Origin of the sequence: Bacillus sp. CCNWLW194 (assembly GCF_037120585.1) — a bacterium.
GTDB classification, from domain to species: domain Bacteria; phylum Bacillota; class Bacilli; order Bacillales; family Bacillaceae_G; genus Bacillus_A; species Bacillus_A basilensis.
The window spans coordinates 189,494-211,623 of the sequence record NZ_JBBBBL010000006.1; the positions used below are offsets into that span (position 1 = coordinate 189,494).

The following is a 22,130-nucleotide window of genomic DNA, read 5'->3' on the forward strand; positions in this document are numbered from 1 at the left end:
CGTTCCCCTTTTCTTATTTCACTTTCTTTTTTTCAGCTCTTTCTCTCGCTTTTTTTATATACGGTTCTGCGTCTGGTGTTTTGCATGATGTTGCCCCGTGATTAACCTGTACTTTTCCAATTTCACGTGCAATTTCAATCGCTTTTCGCTCTAAGTGTTCATTACGAATACCTATCGCAATTAAAGCACTATTCATCGCTTCTTTTTTTCTATTTTTTTCATTATGTATATTTGCTTTAATTTCTTCTAAATACGGTGAAAAGAAATCATCATATAACGTTTTATTTTTAATCGCTATATTTGCTAATAAAGACCAACCTGCTCTTCCAATCCATTCATCATCAGATTTTGCCCATTCTTCCATTCTTTCTATCGCAATTGGCGACGTACAAATAGCCGTCATCAAAACGTCCATTAAACAATAATAATCAACTTCCTGTACCCATTTATTTAGCAGTTCTGTCGTAACTTCCTTTGGATCTAATACCATTGTTGCTAAAGTCATTGCATCCATATTTTTTGTTTCCCATAATAAAATTGCTAAATCATGATCTTTTTTTATCTTCTTTTTTAACAATTTTAAATTGGCAAAACTAACTCCGAATAGTGGCTCTTTCGCTCCGTGATTTTTATACGTTTTACAATTTTGTTCTGTTCCATATTCCTCTAGTTGCTGCATTACTTCCTCAAGTAACATATATCCACCTCTTTAACTTTTATGTTGACTTCATATATGTATATACGATACATTCTACATTACTTTTTAGTTTTCCTATATTTATTTTTTAAATGCGGTATGTGAAATTTTATAGTTCTACAAATAACTAAAACACCCACGAAAAACCTGTACATTTTACATATACAGGTTTTCATTTTATCCATTTCCCATGGTGTAAGAAATAGACTATGAAAGCACTTTTATTTGTTTAATTCTCTCTTTATTTTTTGTAAGCTCTTTACATCTGACCACTCTTCTATAGAGCCTGCGTCCGGAAAAACTGTAACTACATTAAAATTCGTACCTTTTTCTTTTCCAATTTTTTTAGCGGCTAATAAATTCGCTGCCGCAGACGTTCCTATTTTCATACCAGTTTCATTATAAAAACGTGCCATTTCATACAAGGTTTCTTCATATGAATAAGTCCATTGTTTTTCTATCAAATTATCTTCCTGTTCTATGAAATGTTGTTTCCTCCCTAAGCCGAACCCACCTGAACCAGCATATTTCTTTAAATCATTTGGTGGTTGTTCGGAACCATAAGGCAATTCAGCAGGCATTACTAAATGTAGCTCAACATTTTTTGTATAATTCTTTACTGCTTTATAGACCCCCATTAGAGTTCCACCAGTACCAGCAGATGCTACCCATGCGTGTATTGGTTTTCCGTTCATTTGCGCAATAATTTCTTGGCCTGTACCTTCTATATGACTTGATAGATTTGCATTATTATAATGTTGGAATAAAAAGTATAACTCGGGTTTTTGTTTGCTAATCTCAATTGCCTTTTCAATTACTGCGTAAAAACCCATACATTTATCAACTAAAATCACGTTAGCTCTATAATGCTCAAGTTCATTTAATAGTGATTTACCAGTTCCGGAACTTAAAACTAACGTACATTGAATTCCTAAATAATAACAAATACGCCCGATTGATCTCGCTAAGCTTCCACCACTATATTCTAAAATAGATTGTTTTTTGTCCGCTTCTTGTAAATATTTTTGAATCATTCCAAGTGCTGCTCTATCCTTAATCGATCCTGTAGGGTTGTGCCATTCACATTTAGCATAGATAGAAAAATCCTTCGTTTCTTCGCATTCTAATTTCATGAGAGGTGTATTCCCAACATTTTTAGCAAACTCATCAAAATGCTTTAATGTCATACTTCTATATCTCCTTCATAAATCATATTTATTATATTTTTTTAGCCAAAATACTTTTTACATTTTCAATACTCTCTTAACTAAATCTTCTTATATAAAAATCCCTACAATGCTGTAGGGATTTATGTCTAAATCATTTTGTTACACTCCTTACATACGAAAAGAGCTTCTTTATTCAAATGCATTCATAAGCACAATTCTCCAACCATCTGGATCCTCTATTGTGGTACCTTTCTCTAGCCAATACGGATTTTCTGGTTCCACCTCATGGTAGCCCATATTACTTAATCGATTCACTATTTTTTCAATTTCATCTTTATTAGGCATATAAAAAACTAGTAAATTATCTTTTGTTGGTGCCGGACATGGACTTCCATTAACATGCGTTGTAAACTCCAAATGATACTCGGCATCCGGTAATCCAAACATAACTCCATCATATCCTTCATGATTGTGAAATTCTCCTATACGCTTTAACCCTAACCCCGTCTCATAAAAGCTTATAACTTCTTCAAACTTATCTGTTGGTCTTGCAATTCTAAATTGAACCCAATTCTTCATGCAAATCTCCTCCTTTTCATTTTCCAAAGCTTTATAGTAATCATTATAGGTTACATATATTTCCTTTAACATCCCTCATTAGTGTGAGAACTGCCTAAGTTGAAAGACCTATTAGTTTATAAATAGTAGGACTTTAGTATTAAATTCATATAGAATTAATTATAAAAATATAGAGATAAAATAACTATCCCTTCCTTAAAGAGAGTTATTTGTCATGTCAAAATCATAACAGTAGCTGTTGGCTCTGTCGGTATTGATATGACTCTTTCGTTTGTAGTTTGGGAATTCAGAGATGAAAAAACAAAGCAGTTCATCTCATGCTAGAATACGACTTACAGACTCGCTTTAATATAGGTTCAACCAATAAAGAGCCTGTATTATTAATAGAAGAATTTAATTTAATTAAATTTAATACTTGAAGAGTTTGTAAAGAAGGATTAATACGTGGCCAATCTTCATTTTAAGAGCAATAGCTATGTTAAAAGACATTAATTGGAAAGTTGCTTTAAAACAAAAATTATATACTTGAAATACTTAAATTCATACATAATTTTATACAAACCACTTTTCTTATATAGAAAAGTGGTTTGTATATTTCCAGAAAATTTTTGTTACAAAATCACGCTACATATTTCATTAAACTGCAACTACTCATTTTCTTTTTTCTTCTTTTGCTCCTCAGATGGCTCTTCTGTTGGATCTGGTTCTTGTTCATCCTTTTTGTTTAACTCATTATTTTTTTCTTTAGCAGGATCTTGTTTTTCATTCTTTTCCTCTTGTCTTTGCTCAGAAGGTTCCTCCGTTGGATCTGGCTCCTTTTCATCCGTTGGAGCTGGATTACACCCGATTAACAATCCTACTGTGAATATGCTCGTCATAAATATAGAAAGCATTTTTTTATAATTCAATTAAAGCACCTCCTAAAATTAATATCCCTTGTATTGTTTCCAATACATAATTCAATTTATCCAATTTTTTATGACGTTTCTTTAAAAATGACATTCCTTTAAAATCTTGCATACTTTTTGACAAACTTTCTTGCACTTGTAAAAAATTTTTTTTGCATTTCCATACCTATAATTGCTAATATAGTAGAGTAGAACTTTTATAGAGAGAAGGAAAATTATGCACAATGGAATTCGAATGACAACTTTAGTGAAAAGGGCTATGTTGATTTGCGCGGGGGTATTATTTACATACGAAGCGGCTTTAGGTTCAGCACATACTGCTCTAGCAAGTACAGAGGATGAAGCAAAATCTGTTCAACTTGTAAGTGAAATTCAATCATCTCTTGCACCGAAAGAAGCTCCAAAACAATATAATGGGCAAGTTAGAAAAGTAGCTTATTTAACATTTGATGATGGTCCTGGAAAATACACAGCTGAGCTTTTAGATATGTTAAAGAAAGAAAATGCAAAAGCAACATTCTTCCTTATTGGTTCAAATGTAAAAGCTTTCCCTGACCTTGTAAAACGCGAAGATGCTGAAGGCCACTACGTTGGGATGCACAGTATGACTCATAACTACAAAAAACTTTACACAGAAGGTCATTATGTAGATGAGATGAAGGAAGACCAAGGCTTAATCGCTGGCGTTCTAGGTAAATCGCCAGTATTAACTCGTCCATCTTACGGCTCAATGCCAGGATTAAACGAAGCGCTTCGTAACAAAGTTGTTGAGAATGGGCTAAAAGTTTGGGATTGGACAATTGATTCATTAGACTGGAGATATAACACAATACCTGTTGACGCTGCATCAGCTAAAATTGTACAAAACGTTATTAATGGTGCAAACAAGCCAACAGAAGTTATCCTTATGCACGACATTCATCCACAATCCGTAAAAGCAGTACCTGGTATTATTAAAGGGCTGAAAGAAAAAGGATATGAATTAGAAGCCTATAATGAGAATGAACACTTCCCATTAAACTTCTGGCATGATAATCGTATGTAATGAAAAAGACTTGATTTCCTCTAGTAGGTTATTGAGTCTTTTTTATCGTTTTGGAAATTCTCTCATATAGAAAACCGGATCAAAAAGATGAATCGAAAATTAAGAAAAAGAAACAAAAAGCAAAAAAGATTGCACAAGCGACTTATACGAAATTAAAACATATATATCAAAATACAGTAAGAAATTATGGATTGAATATACAAATTCAATCCTATTTTTTATATTATCAACACTTTAGCACATATTACTCTTAAGGAGTGATATGTGTATGGATTTTCTTTCAACTGAATATTTGTCAGCCTTGCTTGCCATTATTGTAATTGATTTAGTTTTAGCGGGGGATAATGCTATTGTAATTGGATTAGCAGCAAGGCGATTACCGAAAGATCAACAAAAGAAAGTGATTATATGGGGCACCATCGGGGCAATTGCGATTAGAGCCCTCGCTACCTTAATTGTCGTTTGGTTGTTAAAAATACCAGGGTTACTTCTAATTGGTGGTGTACTCCTTATATGGATTGCTTACAAATTAATTGCTGAAGGCAAAGATCATGATATTAAGGCAGAAGAAGGATTTTGGTCTGCTATTAAAACTATTATTATTGCTGATGCATTAATGGGTATAGACAATGTTCTTGCTGTTGCAGGAGCTGCGCATGGCAATTTCTCTTTAGTAATCATCGGGTTATTAGTTTCTATTCCTGTAGTAGTATGGGGCAGTACATTAATTTTAAAATGGGTAGATCGTTTTCCTGTCATCATTACGATTGGAGCAGCAGTTTTAGCTTATACCGCTGCGAAAATGATTGTAGACGAGAAATGGTTTGCTGCATTTTTTGAGAGTAATCCTTTAATTAAATGGGCATTCATCATTGTTATCATTTTCGGTGTAGTGTTCCTTGGAAAGATGAAGCAAAAAACTAAAGATAATACTATATAATGCCAATGTAATTTTAGTTACAAACAAAAGCGCTACTCATATGAGTAGCGCTTTTTAATATTTATTTAGCTTCCCCTTCCGGAGCCGTTTTTACCTTCGTTTTGTTTTTATCACGATTGTTATAGTTATACTTCGAACGATCTACTGGAGTGAAACCTTCTGGTGTGTAGAATCGTAATAAGTCACCATTTACGACTTGGTCAGAGTATTTTAACGAGTTTTGAACCATTTGTTCATTTTGTTTTATTTCATCTGTAAATTCTACTGGATTTCCAGTCGTTGTATCGTAGTATTTGCCGTTTAATGCAGTAACAGTTGGGCTTACGAAGTTGCCGTTACGGAACGCAACAACTTGTTTATGATCTGGTGATAATAAATCTGAACCAAATTGAACATAATTTTTTGTATCTGTTCCTAGTAAGTGTAAAAGAGTTGGAAGGACATCAATTTCACCACCGTATTGATGTTGTACGCCACCTTTCACACCTGGTACACGAACGATTAAAGGTACACGCTGTAACTGTGCATTTTCAAACGAGTTAATTTCTTTACCCATTACTTTTGACATTGCTGCGTTATGATTATCTGAAATACCGTAATGGTCTCCGTACATAACGATAATAGAATTATCGTATAAGCCAGATTGTTTTAAGTAATCGATGAAACCTTTTACAGATTCGTCTAAATAACGTGCTGTTTGGAAATACGTATCTACAGATGAGTCACCTGTGTTCGCTGGTTCAATTGTCGCTTCCTCTTTATCAATTGGATACGGGAAGTGATTCGATAACGTAATAAACTTCGTATAGAACGGTTGTTTCAATGTTTCTAATAACGGAATGGATTCATTAAAGAATGGTTTATCTTTTAATCCATAGTTTACTACATCTTTTTCATTCATATCATAGTATGAAGCATCAAAGAATTTATTAAAACCAAATGATTTATAAACATCGTCACGGTTCCAGAATGTTTTATAGTTACCGTGGAATACTGCTGATGTGTATCCTTGTTGTCCTAAAATTGCTGGTGCTGATTGATACGTATTATGAGATTTCGTTGTAAAGACAGATCCTTGTGGTAAACCAAACATTGAATTCTCTAACATAAACTCCGCATCAGATGTTTTTCCTTGTCCTGTTTGATGGAAGAAGTTATCAAAGTAAAGCGTATTCGCATCTTTTGTGAATGAGTTTAAGAATGGCGTAACTTCTTGACCATTTAATTTATAATCGATTAAGAAGTTTTGGAATGACTCTAAATGAATATAAATTACGTTCATTCCCTTTCCTTTACCGAAATACTCAGGATTTGGACTTGCGTAAGTTGATGTTAAATAATTTCTTACTTCTGTCATATTATCTCCATCAGCTAACGCTCGTTCGGTTGATGCTTTCGCACTTTGAATACCATCATAAATTGTATAGTTATATGCCCCTAAATATTTCACAATATAATTACGGTCAAATGTTCTTGTTAATAATTCAGGACGGTCAGATTCTGCAAGTCCTAAGTTAACACTGAATAATAAAATACCTGCTACAAATACTAGAGATACTTTATGTTTCGCAACACGAATTGGTTTTGGATTTGCAAATTTCGTTGCTACTAACACAATTAAAATAATTGTATCTAAGAAATATAGCGGATCATAAAGATGTAGCAACGCAATAATACTACCACCTAAATCTCCAAAGTTATTCGTTTGTGTTAATGTTGGGAACGTAATAAAATCGCTGAAAAAACGATAATATACTACGTTTGCGTATAAAAGAATCGACAATAACAAATTAATGATAATTAACCAAATATAAGATCGTTTCCCTTTTGCAAATAATGCAAGTCCTAAAAATAGAACTGCTGAACTAAGCGGATTGAAAAACAGCAAGAATTTTTGGATTGTGTTTGAAATTCCTAAATTAAATTCCGTTACATAAGCTGCATATGTTTTGAGCCAAAATAAAATAACGGCAAACAGAAAGAATCCAAAATGATTGCTTAGCACACTTTTGCTTTTTAATAAGAATTGTTTCATTTCTCCACCTCTTTTGATCATCCAAGGCTTATTTTTTTATAAGTCTGTCTCTCTATTCAATTTTTTATCTTCAAATAGATTTTATCTATTTAACTATATGAAGAATACTAGTAATTATAATTTGAAGCTAGTATTTATTCAACTATTTCTTTCCAGACATTTTGACCTTGGTTTCTATTTAACAAAATAAATTTGTAACATTCCCTGTTTTCTCCCAAAATTCATCCACTAATTATGACATCACATACTATATACCTTTATTCACTGCTTCGCAAATAAATATGTCTCCAGTTCTGGAACATTAATGTAATATAATTAAATTCATATTTGAAAGCATGTGTTTTTTTCTATGTATATTAAACCTCTTCACGTATTTCAAGTATATTCATACCTCAGCCATTCCTCTATATGCAATATCAAAATCTCTCCCCCCTTCACTAAAGCTATTGTTGAATAATTATTCATAATCCATAAAAATAATGATTATAAAAAACCCTCGCTCTCATAACGAGAGCGAGGGTTTTTTATATTTATTATTGACCTTTGTACATTGCATCTACTTGTTTTTGAAGTTCTTCATTTTCTAAGAACTCATCGTAAGTAGCCTCTTTATCGATTACACCGTTTGGCGTTACTTCGATAATGCGGTTTGCAATTGTTTGTACGAACTGATGGTCATGAGATGTGAATAACATTGTACCTTTGAATGCGATTAAGCCGTTGTTTAATGCAGTGATAGACTCAAGGTCTAAGTGGTTCGTTGGATCGTCAAGAGTGATTACGTTTGCACCACTTAACATCATTTTAGATAGCATACAACGAACTTTTTCTCCTCCAGATAGTACAGAAACGTTCTTCTTAACTTCTTCACCTGAGAATAACATACGGCCTAAGAAACCACGTAAGAAGCTTTCTGACTCATCTTGTGGAGAGAATTGGCGTAACCAATCAACTAAGTTGGAGTCACTGTTCTCAAAGTATTTAGAGTTATCTCTTGGGAAGTAAGATTGAGATGTTGTAACGCCCCATTTGAATGAACCACTATCTGGCTCCATCTCACCCATAAGGATTTTAAATAATGTTGTCATCGCAATATCGTTACGACCGATAAATGCAACTTTATCACCTTTATTTAAAGTGAAGTACACATTATCTAACACTTTTTCGCCATCAATTGTTTTAGAAAGACCTTCAACTGTTAATAAGTCATTTCCTACTTCGCGTTCTGGTGTGAAGCCAACGAATGGGTAACGACGTGATGATGGTCTAATATCATCTAATGTAATTTTATCTAAAAGTTTTTTACGAGAAGTTGCTTGTTTCGCTTTAGATGCGTTTGAGCTAAAGCGTGCAATGAAGTTTTGTAACTCTTTTACTTTCTCTTCTTTTTTCTTATTAGCATCTTGTGTTAATTTTAAAGCTAATTGGCTTGACTCATACCAGAAGTCATAGTTACCAACATAAAGTTGAATTTTACCGAAATCAAGATCAGCCATGTGCGTACAAACTTTATTTAAGAAGTGACGGTCATGGGATACAACGATTACTGTATTTTCAAAGTTCATTAAGAAGTTTTCTAACCATTGAATTGCTTTTAAGTCCAAGTGGTTGGTAGGCTCATCTAGTAATAGAATGTCCGGTTTACCGAATAATGCTTGAGCAAGTAATACTTTTACTTTCTCTGACCCAGTTAATTCTGACAATTTCTTATCATGAAGATCTTCACCAATACCAAGTCCTTTTAGTAAGATTGCAGCTTCTGACTCAGCTTCCCAACCGTTAAGCTCAGCGAACTCACCTTCAAGTTCAGCAGCCCGCATACCATCTTCATCACTAAAGTCTTCTTTCATGTAAATGGCATTTTTCTCTTGCATTACTTTGTAAAGTTGCGTGTGACCCATAATTACTGTTTCTAATACTGGAAACTCTTCATATTCGAAGTGGTTCTGTTTTAATACTGCTAGACGCTCACCCGGCGTAATATGTATATCACCTGTTGATGGTTCAATTTCTCCAGATAAAATCTTTAGAAATGTCGATTTACCAGCACCGTTCGCTCCGATTAAACCGTAGCAGTTACCTGGCGTGAATTTTATGTTAACATCTTCAAATAATTTGCGATCCGCGAAACGCAAACTAACGTTACTTACTGTAATCATTTGTGTCCTCCTACTAATACCGCTTATTTCAGCGTTTTCTCACCGATTGTCTTAAAAATCGCATATAACGACTCAATTATTGTAGACTATAGCTATTATATAGTAGAAGCTGGATGAATAGCAACGGTTGATTGCTATTCCTTTCTTTTCAAACTTGAATAAAACCTTTATTTTTAATTATATTAAAGTTACATACACACTTTAAGGTAGTTTTATTTTGAAGAAAATATTTATAATTGGAGCATTATGTTTGTCAATTACTTCCTTAACTGCATGTAGTAGTAACAATACAAAAACACCCACTGAATCAAAACAAGAGAAAAAAGAAACAAAAGTAACTGTCGATTCGATTATCACTGAGTTTAAAAATGCTGGTCTCCAAGTAGAAAATCCAACTGATCTTCCGCAAAAAGAATTTGGTAACCTTCAAAAAGAAGGAAAACGTATTGTCGTACCAGCTCTTGGTGAAGATAAAGGCGGTCGATTATTCGAAATTACAAAGAAAGAAGACCTAGAAAAAGTTAAGAAATATTACGATGAATTAGGAAACTCTGCTCCTATGTTATTCTCTCATACACACGGAAAAGGCAATTTTCTTTTACAAATGAATGGCGATATGAAAGATGAAGAGTTTGCAAAATATAAAGACGTGATGGACAAATTTATTAAATAAAAGAATCCCCTTTTAAAAGGGAATTCTTTTATTTTCTTTTGCTTAATTTCTTTGTATAACTTTTCATTTTACTCGTTAACCCTATTAAAGCAGGTAACAATATTGGCATAACAATTATAGCTAATAGTAACAACGCAACGCCAACTACGGATGCTACTTGTATAAGCGTCAATACACCTGAAGGGATTAATGCAGCAAATGTACCACCTAAAATAAGTGCCGCTGATAATACAACTCCCCCTATGTGACGAGATGCATTTACAATTTTCGTCGCTGGGTCCCCTTCTAACTCATTGTATCTCATCATTACAAAAATACTATAATCCACTCCTAAAGCGACAATCATTATGAAACTAAAGAATGGAACATTCCAGCTTAATGAATCTACATTTAAAATATGCGTACTAATTTGTTCACTTATACCTAGCGATGCAAAGTACGCTAATATTAGCGATCCAATAATAAAGATTGTGTTTAATAATGAACGTGTAATCACGATTAATACGATCGCAATTCCAATTAACATAATTGTAGCTGTACGTAAGAAATCTTGCCCATTTACTTCTTTTAAATCAACGTTTCTAGCTGTTGTTCCTCCGATTGCTGTTTTCGTATTATTTAATTCCGTCCCCTTCAAAGTACCATCTATCGTTTTATTGATTTCTTGAATAATCGGCATCGCTTCTTTTGAATATGGATTTACGTCTAAAATGATTGTCATTTTAGCAGTCTTTCTATCATGTGACATGTACGTATTCAAAGCTTTTTGGAAATCTTCTCCCTCTAAAACTTCTTTTGGAATATAAAACTTCTCAGAGCTTTTTGATTCATTTAGCTCGCCTAAATATTTCTGTGCATCATTCAGGCCGTTACTTACTTTTCCAAGTCCTTCTGTACTTTTAGATAAGCCTGATTGTAATTGCCCCATTTTTTCTTGCAAGTCTTTCAGTCCGGTTAATAGCTGGTCTTGCCCATCATTTATTTTTGTTAATCCGGTTTGTAACTCAAATGACTTGTTCGCAATTTGTTTTGAACCTGAAGCACCTTCATTTAATCCATTTTTAAGCTCAGTTGCTCCTTTTTGTAACTGATTAACTCCATTACTCATTTCTTTTAAGCCGTTATCAACTTTCAATAACGATTGATTCGCTTCTTTAAATGAACCCATAGCTGCTTTATGCTGCGTCGCTAATTCATTTAATTCTTTTGATAGTACACTTAATTGCTTTTGAGCCTCTTTAGCAATTCCTATCGTTTGCAGTATGTTCGGATCATTTACTAATTCCGGTTTCGTTTGAACGAAATTGGTCATTAACATTTCAATTTGTTCGTATCCTTTTTTCGCACCGTCAATCGCTTGAGAAATACTTCCGAAGTATTGATCGTAAGAACTTAAACCTTTTTCTAACTGTGCATAACCAGCATGCAGCTGCGACGTTGCATTAGATAATACACTTATATTTTCATTCACTGAAGTTAACCCGCTCTCAATTTGCTGTGCTCCTTGTGCACCGTCGTTTATACCATTTGATAATTGAGTTAAAGCTGTTCCTAATGCCGATACCCCATTTTTCGCCTCGTTCGTTCCATCAATTAACTTTTGAACATTTGAGAGACCGTCTGAGTCATTACCACCCATTTTATTTTTAGCATCCGTTAATCCATCATTGATTTCTTTTATGCCACCATTGGCATCTCCTAATCCTGTATTTAGTTCTCCTGCTTGTTTATTTATATATAGTTCTTTTATCTTATCTCCAGTTGGACGTGTCGGTGCATATACTTCTGAAACACCTTTAACTTTCGAAATTTTATCAGTTAACTCATCTAAAATTTGTAGAGACGTTCCTTCATCTAATTTTTGGTTTGATTGAATCACTAACGTACTTGGTGAAGAAAAGCCAGGCGGAAAATGATCTTCTATTACGTTAATCCCCATCTTTGATTCGTACTTATTGTCTACTTCAAATAAGTCATTGTAATTAAGTGTATTAGAATATTTTAATACGAAAGGAATCGATATCACGAATACAATAATTAAAACTACAAATGGTCTTGCTACTGAGTTTTTCGCAAAGAATCCCCATAGGCGACTGTCTTCATGACCTTTAAATGTTTTAACTGGATAAAACATTCCTTTTCCTAAAAGCACCATGAAAAATGGATTTAAAGTGGTTAAAACGAGTAGTAATACTAAAACACCAATTGCTACCGCTGAGGTAGATTGATATAATTTAAAACTCGCTAAAGCAAGTGATGCAAAACCAATAAGTACCGCTATCCCGCTATACAATACAGTTTTACCTGCCGATTTAAATGTTTCTTTCGTAGCTAAAAATGCGTTTTCTTGTTTACTTAATTCTTCTTTAAATCTCGTAAATAATAAAATGTTATAGTCTGTTCCCACTCCAAACAGAACGACTACTACGAAGACTTGCGTAAAGTTTGAAAACGGAAAATTAAATTGATCTACAAGATGAGCAATAATCCCCATTGAAACTAAGTACGATACCCCAACTGTAAGAAGAGAAACAATCGGAACAACAGGTGAACGGAATACAATGATTAATACTACAAGAATGAAAATGATTGAAATAACTTCAGTCTTTTTCACCCCTTCTTGAGAAGATTTAAGAAAATCACCCGCTATTAAGTCACTTCCTGTTAAGTACGCTCTTACCTCTTTCGTTTGCACTTTTTCATGAAGATTATTTGAAATTTTCGATATTTCACCATGTTTTTTATCTATCGATATTTGCGTTAAAATAGTCGTATTATCTTTAGAAACTAATTGTTTCTCCAAGTCTTTATTATCTAAATGTGAAACAACTTCCTTTATTCCTAATTGCTCTTTTTCATTTTGCAGGGCTTCGATTATTTTTGTTATTTCCTCTTTTTGCTTAGTTGTTAAAGCTGTTTTACTTCCACTATTAAAAACAGCTATAATGTCATACTTTTCAGTCCCGTCTTTATCCATTTCTTTTATCATTTTGTCAGCAATACTACTTTGTTCTGTATTAGGAATCGTAATGTGCCCTTTTTCTTTCACTAATTTATCCATATTAGGCATCGTTACGATCATTGTAATAGTAATAACTATCCATAATAGAAAAGATAAACTTCTCCAATTTTTTAGCTTGCTCATTTTAATCATCTCCCGTTATGAAAATTGTAAGGGAATGAATATTCATTCCTACTCTTTTAAAAACACTTTTTCGGAATGAACGTTCATTCCTATAATTCTATTAAATTATTTTTAGCTCCATTACTCTTGATAATACGGAATGAATATTCATTCCTTCTGTTGTAAAGATTTATCATCACCTGCTTTTCTTTTTCATACCCTTATCGGAATGAATGTTCATTCCTGTCCTTATAACGCTATAGAATCAAATGATTCTAATAGCATTCCAACAACTTTCTTCCAGTTCTTTTACCAACTCTTCTGTATATTCTAATTGCCCTGTTTCCATTACTTTAATTAATTTTTCAATCGGTTGATATACAATGATAATTAAAGCAATTGGTGGTAATGGACGAAGAAAACCTTTTTCGATTCCATCTTCTATCAAGTCCATAAAGAAGCCCATAAAGTCCTCGAATATTTCATTACTATGTTCATCGAGAAAATAACTATCACAGTGAGAATTTGTAAAAAGAAAAGCATCTGCATTTTGTCTCGCAAATTCAAATAAACGGTTGTACGTATGGCTAAACTGTTCACGAATATTTGCGTTGACTGGAAAATCGGTTTTTATTAACTCTGATAGTTGTAAAACACTTTTCGTAAATAAAGAATTAACAAGTGCTTCTTTATTTTCAAAATAGCGATAAATGGTACCTGCACCTACTTTTGCTTTTTCAGCAATCATCGGAATTGTTGTACCATCATAACCTCGTTCTGCAAAAAGTTGTATTGCCGCATCAAAAATATCTTCTTGTTTATTTTTAGCCATTTTTTCACCTCAATTTCAGGAATGAAAATTCATTCCGTTTTTAATTATAAATTAGATGCACTAAAAGTCAAGTGTGTGACAAAGTATAGTTGCTGTTTTTAAATGAAGTTATATCGACGTTTTTCATGATATATCGACTTACCGACAAAATTTCACAATATAAGAGGAAGCTATCCCGAAATTTCACTTGGGATAGCCCACCTTCATACATGCAAATTAAAAGAAATCATAAATAAACGGCTTACGCACTGGTACTACATTCTCTAACACTCGTATTTCCTCTTCGCTTCCACTAATTAATTCTAGTTCTTTAAGTTCTAACGGACGTTTGTAGCCAAACATTATTGTAGATAATGCATTTATATCTAGTTTGATTCCATTATTCATTACTTCTTCTACAATTGTTATTTCATGATTTGCAAGCCTCACTGTTACATTATTCCACGGAGCAAATGAATCTGTAAGATGTAAGATCACTTCTTGCTGTACTTTGTTCCAGTTCAACTCATATTGTTTTAAGAACTGCTCTACATCTACAATTCTTCCCATAAAATATGGTTTTATTTCCGTCTTCACACGTGGCTCTTGCAATGTATATAACAACGGTTCGTTTTCACTTACTGTCATTTCAAGTTCTTTAATCATAGAATCATGCTGGCAAATAAAGTTCCACAGACCATTTCGTGCTTCATTATACAGTGGTACAAATTCTTCTACTGTCATTTTAGAGTCTTCTATTTTATATAACATGTAACCAGCTGCCGTTTTATTTTCATCGTAATAAGTCGCTAATGTTAAGTCATCATAGACCGCTTGTAACCACCAGTTCTTCTCTCGAACTAACATCCCGGAAAAACGTTCTGCGAATGTTTCATAAATCTTCTCCACCTCTTCTGGATGATTTTTTTTATTGAAACGTTTCACAGTTCCATTCACTGGTTTTTTCATAACTAAATCATTCTTTGTCATATGACATACGAGAAGGTTCGCACAAAGTTCCCAGCCATATTTACGGTAAAATGAAACAGCAAATGGATGTAACATCGATACTGTATATCCGTCTTTTTTCATCGTTTGAAGTGAATGTTGAAGCAATTCTTTCACATAACCACTTCTTCTATATTCTGGATACGTCGCTACCCCAGCAACGCCTCCCATTTTAAATTTTTCTTTGCCTATGTATATATGAAACGGAATTAGGTGTAGTTTTGCTGCTAACTTTTCCCCTTCCATAATACCGTATATTTCATGACTTTCCTTCATTCTTGTAAGTTGTTGCTGTAAACGTTCCTCATCTACTTTATATTGAAAAGCGTATTCTGATAAGCTTAATGCTTCTCTAAATTTATCTTCTTTTAATCGTATAACGTTCATATATTTCTCCTCCATTCCTCATTTAAATTGTATCATAATTCTAAAAATTAAAGTTCGATGAATGAAATTATATCGACTTAACGACACGAATCCAATATAAAAAAGCAGATACATTCCGTATCTGCTACTCATTACTTTATTTAGCTAACTTTTGAAGTTCTTCGAAGAATGTAGGGTATGATACACCTACTGCTTCTGCGTCTTCAATTGTTGTTTTTCCTTCTGCGATACATCCAGCAATCGCAAGCATCATTCCGATGCGGTGATCACCATAACTATTAACTGTATTCCCTTTTAGAGCTGATTTCCCGTAAATAATCATCCCGTCGTCAGTTGCTTCTATGCGAGCACCTAGTTTCGTTAATTCTGCAACAACTGTATCAATACGGTTTGTTTCTTTAACTTTTAATTCGTGCGCATCTTTAATTACTGTAATTCCTTCTGCTTGCGTTGCCGCTAAAGCGATAACAGGAATTTCATCGATTAATCTTGGAATAATATCTCCACCAATTTCGATTCCCTTTAATGAAGATGTTTCAATTGTAATATTTGCAGCTGGTTCTGATGCACCTTCGTTAATTGCTTCTACAGTAAATGTGGCACCCATTTTTTCTAATACATCAATGATGCCTGTACGTGTTGGATTCATCCCTACATTTTCTAATACTAGTTTACTATTTGGAATGATCGCACCTGCCACTAAGAAAAATGCAGCTGATGATACGTCACCTGGTACTTGAACATCTGTCGCTGTTAACTTCTGGCCACCTGCTAGTTTCACTGTTTTTCCTTCGCGAGTTACTTTAACGCCAAATGCTTCAAGCATTCTTTCCGTATGGTCGCGGGAAATATGTGGTTCTGTAACAGTTGTTACACCTTCTGCACGAATTCCTGCAAGTAAAATAGCTGACTTAACTTGTGCGCTTGCGACAGGAGAAGTATATTCAATTGCTTTTAAATCTCCGCCACGTATTGTTAATGGAGTAAATGTTCCTTCTTCGCGGCCATCAATGTTTGCACCCATTTGTTTTAACGGATTTGTTACACGTTTCATCGGTCTTTTTGCGATAGATGCATCACCTTGTACGCAAGAGAAAAATGGTGTATTTGCCAAAATCCCTGACATTAAACGTATCGTTGTGCCAGAATTACCAACATCTAATACAGCTTTCGGTTCTTGTAAACCTTCTAATCCTTTACCAACTACAGTGACTTCATCACCGTTTTGCTTAATGTCTACTCCCATTTCTTTAAAACAAGAAATTGTACTTAAACAGTCTGCACCGGGCAAGAAACCTTTAATTGTCGTTTTTCCTTCTGCAATCGCGCCGAACATAACAGCGCGGTGTGAAATAGACTTATCACCCGGGATTGTAATATTGCCATTCAATCCGCTATTTACAGGTTGTATTATTCTTTCCTTCACATTTTCACCTTCTCATTTAAATTGTTTCATAAGTTTGGTATTTTTCTTCTCCAAGCGCTAGCTTTGCTTTCATACGATCTTCTTCTCTTTGGAAGCTAATACGTAATACCCCAAGTAATCCTTCACGTGCTTCTAATATTTGCAAGTTCGTAATACTAATTTCCTCGCGGGCTAAAATACTCGTAATATGAGCTAATGCCCCTACTTTATCTAAAACATCGACGTATAAGTCGTGATAGGCAGGAATTGCCCCTCTCTTTCGTACTGGTAAAGAATCACGGTATTCTTTCGCATCTGCAAAATAGTTTTGAATCTCGCCCGCATCTCCGGTAGAGACTGTATGATATAAACCTTCCATCTCAGAGATCCACTCTTTTAATAATACCATTAAATGCTCACGATTTTGCTTTACAATATCACTCCACATTTTCGGACTACTAGATGCAATGCGTGTAATGTCTTTAAAACCTCCCGCAGCAAGTTGATGAATGAGCGGATTATCTCCTGCATGTTTCTCTACTTGCTTTACTAATCCTGCCGCGATAAGGTGCGGAAAATGGCTAACAATCCCTGTTACATAATCATGTTCTTCTGTATTTAAAACAAGAAAATGCGATCCTGTTCCTTTTAACCAACACTTTAGTTCTTCCACTTGTTCACTTGGCACATGATTCATCGGTGTTAAAATGTAAAATGCATTTTCAAATAAATGCGCTTTTGCACTTTCAACTCCCGTTTTATGAGAACCTGCCATTGGATGTCCACCAATGAAAGAAACTTCCTTTGAAAACAATGCTTCCGCTTCATTCATAATCGTGCCTTTTGTACTACCAACATCGGTTACAATAACATCTTCTCGTAAACTAAATAACGCTAATTTGTGTAATAACTTCTTCGTTTCTTCAACAGGAGAAGCAAAAACAATTAAATGTGCCTCTTCACATGCATGCTGTAAATCTACTGCTATTTCATCTACTACATGTAATTCTTTTGCACGCTCTACTTGTTCTTGAAATATATCATAACCTGTTATCGTTACATCGTGCTCTTTTTTAATTGCTAATGCAAGAGAGCCTCCTATTAAACCTGTTCCAATTAATACTACATTTTTACGCATTTGCCTCATCTCGAGACTTTCTTTTTTTATTTTCAAAGTGTTGTTTTAACACTGAAATCACTCCTTCATTTTGCTCCCTTGTTCCGACTGTAATACGGACACCATTTGGGAACGGACGAATAATAAACCCTGCGTGTGCGCAAGCTTCATAAATCTCTCCACCATTTTCTACTGGCAAGAAAATGAAATTTGTTTGTGACTGATAAAATGGAATTTCATTTTCCTTACAGAAACTCTCGTATTGTCGTAAACCTTCTGTATTCACACGAACTATTTCTTCAATAAACTCGTCATCACCAAAAGCAATCGTCGCTGCTTTTTGCGCTAATGAAGATACGTTAAATGGCAAACGTACGACATTTAATTTCTCGATTAGCTCTTCCTGTCCAATCGCATATCCAACGCGGAAAGAAGCTAATCCGTACGCTTTAGAAAATGTTCTAAGTACAAGAATGTTTTTATGTTTTTCTAAAAGCGGTAATGTCTCTGGGAAATCTTTTGCTGTTACGTATTCACAGTACGCTTCATCAATGACAATTAACGTATTTTCACTAATCCCTTCAATGAATTGAGTCAATTTTCGGTCATTCACATATGTGCCTGTTGGATTGTTCGGGTTACAAATCCATACGATTTTTGTATTGTTATCTACTACTGAAGAAATTTCGTCTAAGTCGTATACACCGTTATTTAACGCAACTTCCTTCACTTCGCAACCTTCTATAATTGCATGATGGCGGTACTGCGGGAATGTTGCACCAGCCGTTATGATGTTATCTCCTGCTTTGAGTACTGCTCTGCTTATCATTTGAATGACTTCATCTAAACCACTACCACAAAGTACTTGTTCCATTTTCACATGTAACTTATTTGCAATTGTTTGACGGAGCGTTGTAGCACCTCCGTCAGGGTATAATGCATGTTCCAACCACGATTTTTGCAACTCATCTAAAACACGTGGTGAGCAGCCGAATGGATTTTCATTCGATGCTAATTTAACAAACGAATGATCTCCGTACACTTCTTTCATTTGTTCAGGTGATTTACCTGGTTTATATGGTTGTAATGATGATAGTTGATCTTTTACTTGCATGTTAAAACCACCTTTTTATTAAAATTCTTTTGCGTATTTGTTATGTTGCGTAATGTTCTGCTGAATTAAATCCATACGATCTTTTCCGAATTGTTCGACAAGGGCATGTGCAAGTTCCCATGCTACAACAGATTCAGCTACTACACCTGCTGCTGGTACTGCGCAACTATCAGATCTTTCAATACTCGCTTGGAATGCTTCTTTCGTATCAATGTCAACGCTTGCTAACGGTTTATATAATGTAGGTATTGGCTTCATTACACCTCTTACAACAATTGGCATACCTGTTGTCATACCGCCTTCTAAACCGCCGGCATTATTCGTTTTTCTCGTATATCCTTGTTCCTCATCCCATAAAATTTCATCATGCACTTTACTGCCTGGCTGTCTTGCCGCTTCAAAGCCAACGCCAATTTCAGCACCTTTAAATGCATTAATACTCATAATCGCACCAGCAAGTTTTGCATCTAGTTTACGGTCGTAATGAACGTAGCTACCAACGCCAATTGGCATACCTTCTGCAATGACTTCAACTATACCACCGATTGAATCTCCACTACTTTTTGCGTTATCAATCGCATCCATCATCTCTTGTTCTACTTCTTTATCTAAACATCGAACTGGTGAGTTTTCAGTAATTGTTTGAATTTCTTCAATTGCTAAGTTTGAAATATGTTTTGCTTGTACTCCACCAATTTCAAGTACATGCCCTGCAATTTCTACGCCTAATTCTTTTAAAATTTGTTTCGCAACCGCACCAGCAGCTACACGAACTGTCGTTTCTCTTGCCGATGAGCGCTCTAGTACGTTTCTTATATCACGATGTCCGTATTTAATTGCTCCGTTTAAATCCGCATGTCCTGGACGTGGTTTTGTAATTGTGCGTTTCATTTCTTTACTTTCTTTTTCCGAAATTGGCTCTGCACCCATTACTTTCGTCCAATGTTTGAAATCATCATTTTTTACGATTAACGTTATCGGCGAGCCAAGTGTCACCCCATGACGAACACCACTTACAATTTCAACAGTATCGGTTTCAATTTGCATGCGTCTTCCGCGTCCATGCCCTTTTTGTCTTCTTAATAATTCTTTATTAATATGTTCCGCTGTTAATGTTAAACCTGCTGGTACACCTTCTAAAATAACTGTTAACTGCGGCCCATGTGATTCTCCAGCTGTAATGTATCTCATTTCTCTTGCCCCTTTACTATTTTTTTGTACAAAAAAGTCCCTACTGAGCGCTCAGTAGGGACGATGTTTATCGCGGTACCACCCTAGTTGTAGACTTCTTTCGTCTACCTCTCTTCTTCTTTAACGATCGTTTGACCGTCTTTCCCTCCAAAAGTTGGCGGAAAAGATGCTCCAAGGCTGTAATTCATACTTACCTTTGTACTGATTCACACCGACCATCAGCTCTCTTTAACAGGGAGATAAGCACTACTGTTTCCTCTTCAGCGCATATAATAATATGGAATTAAGATAATTTATTTTTGAATCCTTTTAACTCATCCATGAATCTATGGAATTCGGGAATATCCATTTGCTGTGCAGAATCTGATAATGCAACTGCTGGATCTGGATGTACTTCAGCCATTACTGCATCTGCACCAATTGCAAGTGCTGCTTTCGCTGTTGGTAATAATAAATCTCTACGTCCAGTTGAATGCGTAACGTCAACTATAACTGGTAAATGTGTTTCTTTCTTTAAAATCGGTACTGCTGAAATATCTAATGTGTTACGTGTTGCTCTTTCGTATGTGCGAATACCGCGCTCACATAGAATAATTTGGTCGTTACCTTGTGCAATGATGTATTCCGCTGCGTTAATGAATTCATCAATTGTTGCTGCTAAACCACGTTTTAGTAATACTGGCTTGTTAACTTTACCTACAGCTCGTAGTAAATCGAAGTTTTGCATATTACGTGCACCAACTTGAATTACATCAACGTAGTCTAATGCCATTTCAACATCGTTCGGATTTAAAATTTCACTAATGATCGCTAAGTCGAACTCATCTGCTACTTGGCGTAAAATTTGTAATCCTTCTACTCCTAAACCTTGGAAATCGTATGGAGATGTTCTCGGTTTGAAAGCACCACCGCGCATTAATTTTAATCCTTGGTCTTTCATCGCTTGCCCTACTTGGCGAACTTGCTCTAAACTTTCAACTGCACAAGGTCCCATGATGAACGTTTGTGTTCCGTTACCAATCAATTCACCTTTTACATCAACGATTGTATTTTCTTGTTTCTTTTTACGTGAAACTAGTAATGCTTTACGGTTATCATCTTCTTGTAATTCTAAGCTAGCTTTGAAGATTGTTTTGAAAATATGTTGAACTGTTGACGTTTCGAATGGTCCTTCGTTATTCTCTGCGATCATATCAAGTACTTCACGCTCACGTACTGGATCAAAACGTTTCGTACCTTGTACTTGCTTTTGTTCCCCAATTTTTTGAACGATTTCACCACGTTTGTTTAAAAGGTGTAATAGTTGTAAGTTAATTTCATCTACCTGTTTACGTAATTGATCTAATTCATGATTTGCCATTTGGAAATCCTCCTCTAATGTTTTAAAAGTATAGTAAGAGAATGAAAAATTCTCTATTTTCTGAACTGGTTAATTATACAAATTTAAAGTGGAATCGATACCTCTTCTTATTTTAAACTAATAATTAGTACAAAGACACTATCTACTAGCTAAAAAACCACTTTTTTTGTACAAAAAAGCCCTACTGAATAAATCAGTAGGGACGATATTTATCGCGGTACCACCCTAGTTGTAGACTTCTTTCGTCTACCTCTCTTCATTGTTAACGATCATCTGACCGTCTTTCCCTTCATAAAGACAAATAGTATCTTTACTACGAAAAAGATGCTCTAGGACTGTAATTCGCTCTTGTTTTTGTACTGGTTCGCACCAACCACCAGCTCTCTGTTACAGGGAAACAACAACTAC

General features: G+C 34.8%; 17 protein-coding genes and 2 other annotated features (1 of these 19 cut by a window edge). Of the genes, 3 read left to right on the forward strand and 14 right to left on the reverse strand.

All coding sequences use genetic code 11. The features are described from left to right. Positions 1–13: 13 nt before the first annotated feature. The 4 genes from V7S50_RS15880 to V7S50_RS15895 form a co-directional block, all read right to left on the reverse strand. The gene (locus V7S50_RS15880; RefSeq protein WP_242252880.1) at positions 14–697 is read right to left on the reverse strand and encodes a DNA alkylation repair protein; all 684 of its coding nucleotides are present in this window, start codon (positions 695–697) and stop codon (positions 14–16) included. A 221-nt stretch (positions 698–918) separates the two neighbouring features. Then, the gene (locus V7S50_RS15885) at positions 919–1,884 is read right to left on the reverse strand and encodes a pyridoxal-phosphate dependent enzyme (protein ID WP_242252878.1); all 966 of its coding nucleotides are present in this window, start codon (positions 1,882–1,884) and stop codon (positions 919–921) included. Positions 1,885–2,055: 171 nt separating this feature from the next. Further along, the gene (locus V7S50_RS15890) at positions 2,056–2,445 is read right to left on the reverse strand and encodes a VOC family protein (RefSeq protein WP_242252876.1); all 390 of its coding nucleotides are present in this window, start codon (positions 2,443–2,445) and stop codon (positions 2,056–2,058) included. A 647-nt stretch (positions 2,446–3,092) separates the two neighbouring features. Then, entirely contained in the window at positions 3,093–3,353 is a 261-nt protein-coding gene (locus tag V7S50_RS15895) for a hypothetical protein (protein ID WP_242252875.1), read from the reverse strand. 217 nt (positions 3,354–3,570) lie between these two features. Between V7S50_RS15895 and V7S50_RS15900 the strand changes: the two genes are divergently transcribed. Further along, positions 3,571–4,398 (forward strand): peptidoglycan-N-acetylglucosamine deacetylase, encoded by an 828-nt coding sequence (locus V7S50_RS15900; RefSeq protein ID WP_242252874.1) that lies wholly within the window; start codon positions 3,571–3,573, stop codon positions 4,396–4,398. Between the two features lie 268 nt (positions 4,399–4,666). Then, positions 4,667–5,338, forward strand: coding sequence for a TerC family protein (locus V7S50_RS15905; RefSeq protein WP_242252873.1), 672 nt, complete (start codon positions 4,667–4,669; stop codon positions 5,336–5,338). A 61-nt stretch (positions 5,339–5,399) separates the two neighbouring features. Here V7S50_RS15905 and V7S50_RS15910 read toward each other — a convergent pair whose 3' ends face one another. After that, positions 5,400–7,373: an LTA synthase family protein gene (locus V7S50_RS15910; RefSeq protein ID WP_063225374.1), complete on the reverse strand. Its 1,974-nt coding sequence runs from the start codon at positions 7,371–7,373 to the stop codon at positions 5,400–5,402. Positions 7,374–7,906: 533 nt separating this feature from the next. Beyond that, the gene (locus V7S50_RS15915; protein WP_063225373.1) at positions 7,907–9,532 is read right to left on the reverse strand and encodes an ABC-F family ATP-binding cassette domain-containing protein; all 1,626 of its coding nucleotides are present in this window, start codon (positions 9,530–9,532) and stop codon (positions 7,907–7,909) included. A 217-nt stretch (positions 9,533–9,749) separates the two neighbouring features. Between V7S50_RS15915 and V7S50_RS15920 the strand changes: the two genes are divergently transcribed. Further along, positions 9,750–10,205 carry a stress protein gene (locus V7S50_RS15920; protein ID WP_396022991.1) on the forward strand — a complete coding sequence of 152 codons (456 nt, stop codon included), beginning with the start codon at positions 9,750–9,752 and terminating at the stop codon, positions 10,203–10,205. A gap of 28 nt (positions 10,206–10,233) precedes the next feature. Here the strand turns inward: V7S50_RS15920 and V7S50_RS15925 are convergent, their stop codons facing one another. The 8 genes from V7S50_RS15925 to V7S50_RS15960 all read right to left on the reverse strand — a co-directional run bounded on the left by V7S50_RS15925 (position 10,234) and on the right by V7S50_RS15960 (position 21,722). Beyond that, positions 10,234–13,350, reverse strand: a complete 3,117-nt coding sequence (locus V7S50_RS15925) for an MMPL family transporter (RefSeq protein WP_242252872.1) — start codon at positions 13,348–13,350, stop codon at positions 10,234–10,236. A 244-nt stretch (positions 13,351–13,594) separates the two neighbouring features. Beyond that, the gene (locus V7S50_RS15930; protein WP_001107293.1) at positions 13,595–14,161 is read right to left on the reverse strand and encodes a TetR family transcriptional regulator; all 567 of its coding nucleotides are present in this window, start codon (positions 14,159–14,161) and stop codon (positions 13,595–13,597) included. A gap of 216 nt (positions 14,162–14,377) precedes the next feature. Further along, positions 14,378–15,535, reverse strand: a complete 1,158-nt coding sequence (locus V7S50_RS15935; RefSeq protein ID WP_242252871.1) for a GNAT family N-acetyltransferase — start codon at positions 15,533–15,535, stop codon at positions 14,378–14,380. 136 nt (positions 15,536–15,671) lie between these two features. Then, entirely contained in the window at positions 15,672–16,961 is a 1,290-nt protein-coding gene (gene aroA, locus V7S50_RS15940; RefSeq protein ID WP_242252870.1) for a 3-phosphoshikimate 1-carboxyvinyltransferase, read from the reverse strand. 16 nt (positions 16,962–16,977) lie between these two features. Further along, a complete protein-coding gene (tyrA, locus tag V7S50_RS15945) occupies positions 16,978–18,078 on the reverse strand; it encodes a prephenate dehydrogenase (protein WP_098557150.1) in 1,101 nt (366 codons plus the stop codon). Further along, positions 18,071–19,171: a histidinol-phosphate transaminase gene (hisC, locus tag V7S50_RS15950; RefSeq protein ID WP_242252869.1), complete on the reverse strand. Its 1,101-nt coding sequence runs from the start codon at positions 19,169–19,171 to the stop codon at positions 18,071–18,073. Before hisC ends, tyrA begins: the two co-directional genes overlap by 8 nt. An 18-nt stretch (positions 19,172–19,189) precedes the next feature. After that, positions 19,190–20,362 carry a chorismate synthase gene (aroC, locus tag V7S50_RS15955; protein WP_242252868.1) on the reverse strand — a complete coding sequence of 391 codons (1,173 nt, stop codon included), beginning with the start codon at positions 20,360–20,362 and terminating at the stop codon, positions 19,190–19,192. Between the two features lie 53 nt (positions 20,363–20,415). Then, positions 20,416–20,635: a binding site (T-box leader), on the reverse strand. Between the two features lie 10 nt (positions 20,636–20,645). Continuing rightward, positions 20,646–21,722, reverse strand: coding sequence for a bifunctional 3-deoxy-7-phosphoheptulonate synthase/chorismate mutase (locus V7S50_RS15960; protein WP_001273580.1), 1,077 nt, complete (start codon positions 21,720–21,722; stop codon positions 20,646–20,648). A 195-nt stretch (positions 21,723–21,917) separates the two neighbouring features. Further along, positions 21,918–22,130, reverse strand: a binding site (T-box leader) (it continues 24 nt past the right edge of the window).

What these genes read in the sequence shown, in the direction of transcription:
- hisC (WP_242252869.1), bottom strand. Translation starts at nt 19,171, where the DNA reads ATGCAAGTAAAAGATCAACTATCATCATTACAACCATATAAACCAGGT.
- V7S50_RS15905 (WP_242252873.1), top strand. Translation starts at nt 4,667, where the DNA reads ATGGATTTTCTTTCAACTGAATATTTGTCAGCCTTGCTTGCCATTATT.
- V7S50_RS15930 (WP_001107293.1), bottom strand. Translation starts at nt 14,161, where the DNA reads ATGGCTAAAAATAAACAAGAAGATATTTTTGATGCGGCAATACAACTT.
- V7S50_RS15890 (WP_242252876.1), bottom strand. Translation starts at nt 2,445, where the DNA reads ATGAAGAATTGGGTTCAATTTAGAATTGCAAGACCAACAGATAAGTTT.
- V7S50_RS15925 (WP_242252872.1), bottom strand. Translation starts at nt 13,350, where the DNA reads ATGAGCAAGCTAAAAAATTGGAGAAGTTTATCTTTTCTATTATGGATA.
- V7S50_RS15900 (WP_242252874.1), top strand. Translation starts at nt 3,571, where the DNA reads ATGCACAATGGAATTCGAATGACAACTTTAGTGAAAAGGGCTATGTTG.
- V7S50_RS15880 (WP_242252880.1), bottom strand. Translation starts at nt 697, where the DNA reads ATGTTACTTGAGGAAGTAATGCAGCAACTAGAGGAATATGGAACAGAA.
- aroC (WP_242252868.1), bottom strand. Translation starts at nt 20,362, where the DNA reads ATGAGATACATTACAGCTGGAGAATCACATGGGCCGCAGTTAACAGTT.
- V7S50_RS15935 (WP_242252871.1), bottom strand. Translation starts at nt 15,535, where the DNA reads ATGAACGTTATACGATTAAAAGAAGATAAATTTAGAGAAGCATTAAGC.
- V7S50_RS15885 (WP_242252878.1), bottom strand. Translation starts at nt 1,884, where the DNA reads ATGACATTAAAGCATTTTGATGAGTTTGCTAAAAATGTTGGGAATACA.
- tyrA (WP_098557150.1), bottom strand. Translation starts at nt 18,078, where the DNA reads ATGCGTAAAAATGTAGTATTAATTGGAACAGGTTTAATAGGAGGCTCT.
- V7S50_RS15960 (WP_001273580.1), bottom strand. Translation starts at nt 21,722, where the DNA reads ATGGCAAATCATGAATTAGATCAATTACGTAAACAGGTAGATGAAATT.
- V7S50_RS15910 (WP_063225374.1), bottom strand. Translation starts at nt 7,373, where the DNA reads ATGAAACAATTCTTATTAAAAAGCAAAAGTGTGCTAAGCAATCATTTT.
- V7S50_RS15915 (WP_063225373.1), bottom strand. Translation starts at nt 9,532, where the DNA reads ATGATTACAGTAAGTAACGTTAGTTTGCGTTTCGCGGATCGCAAATTA.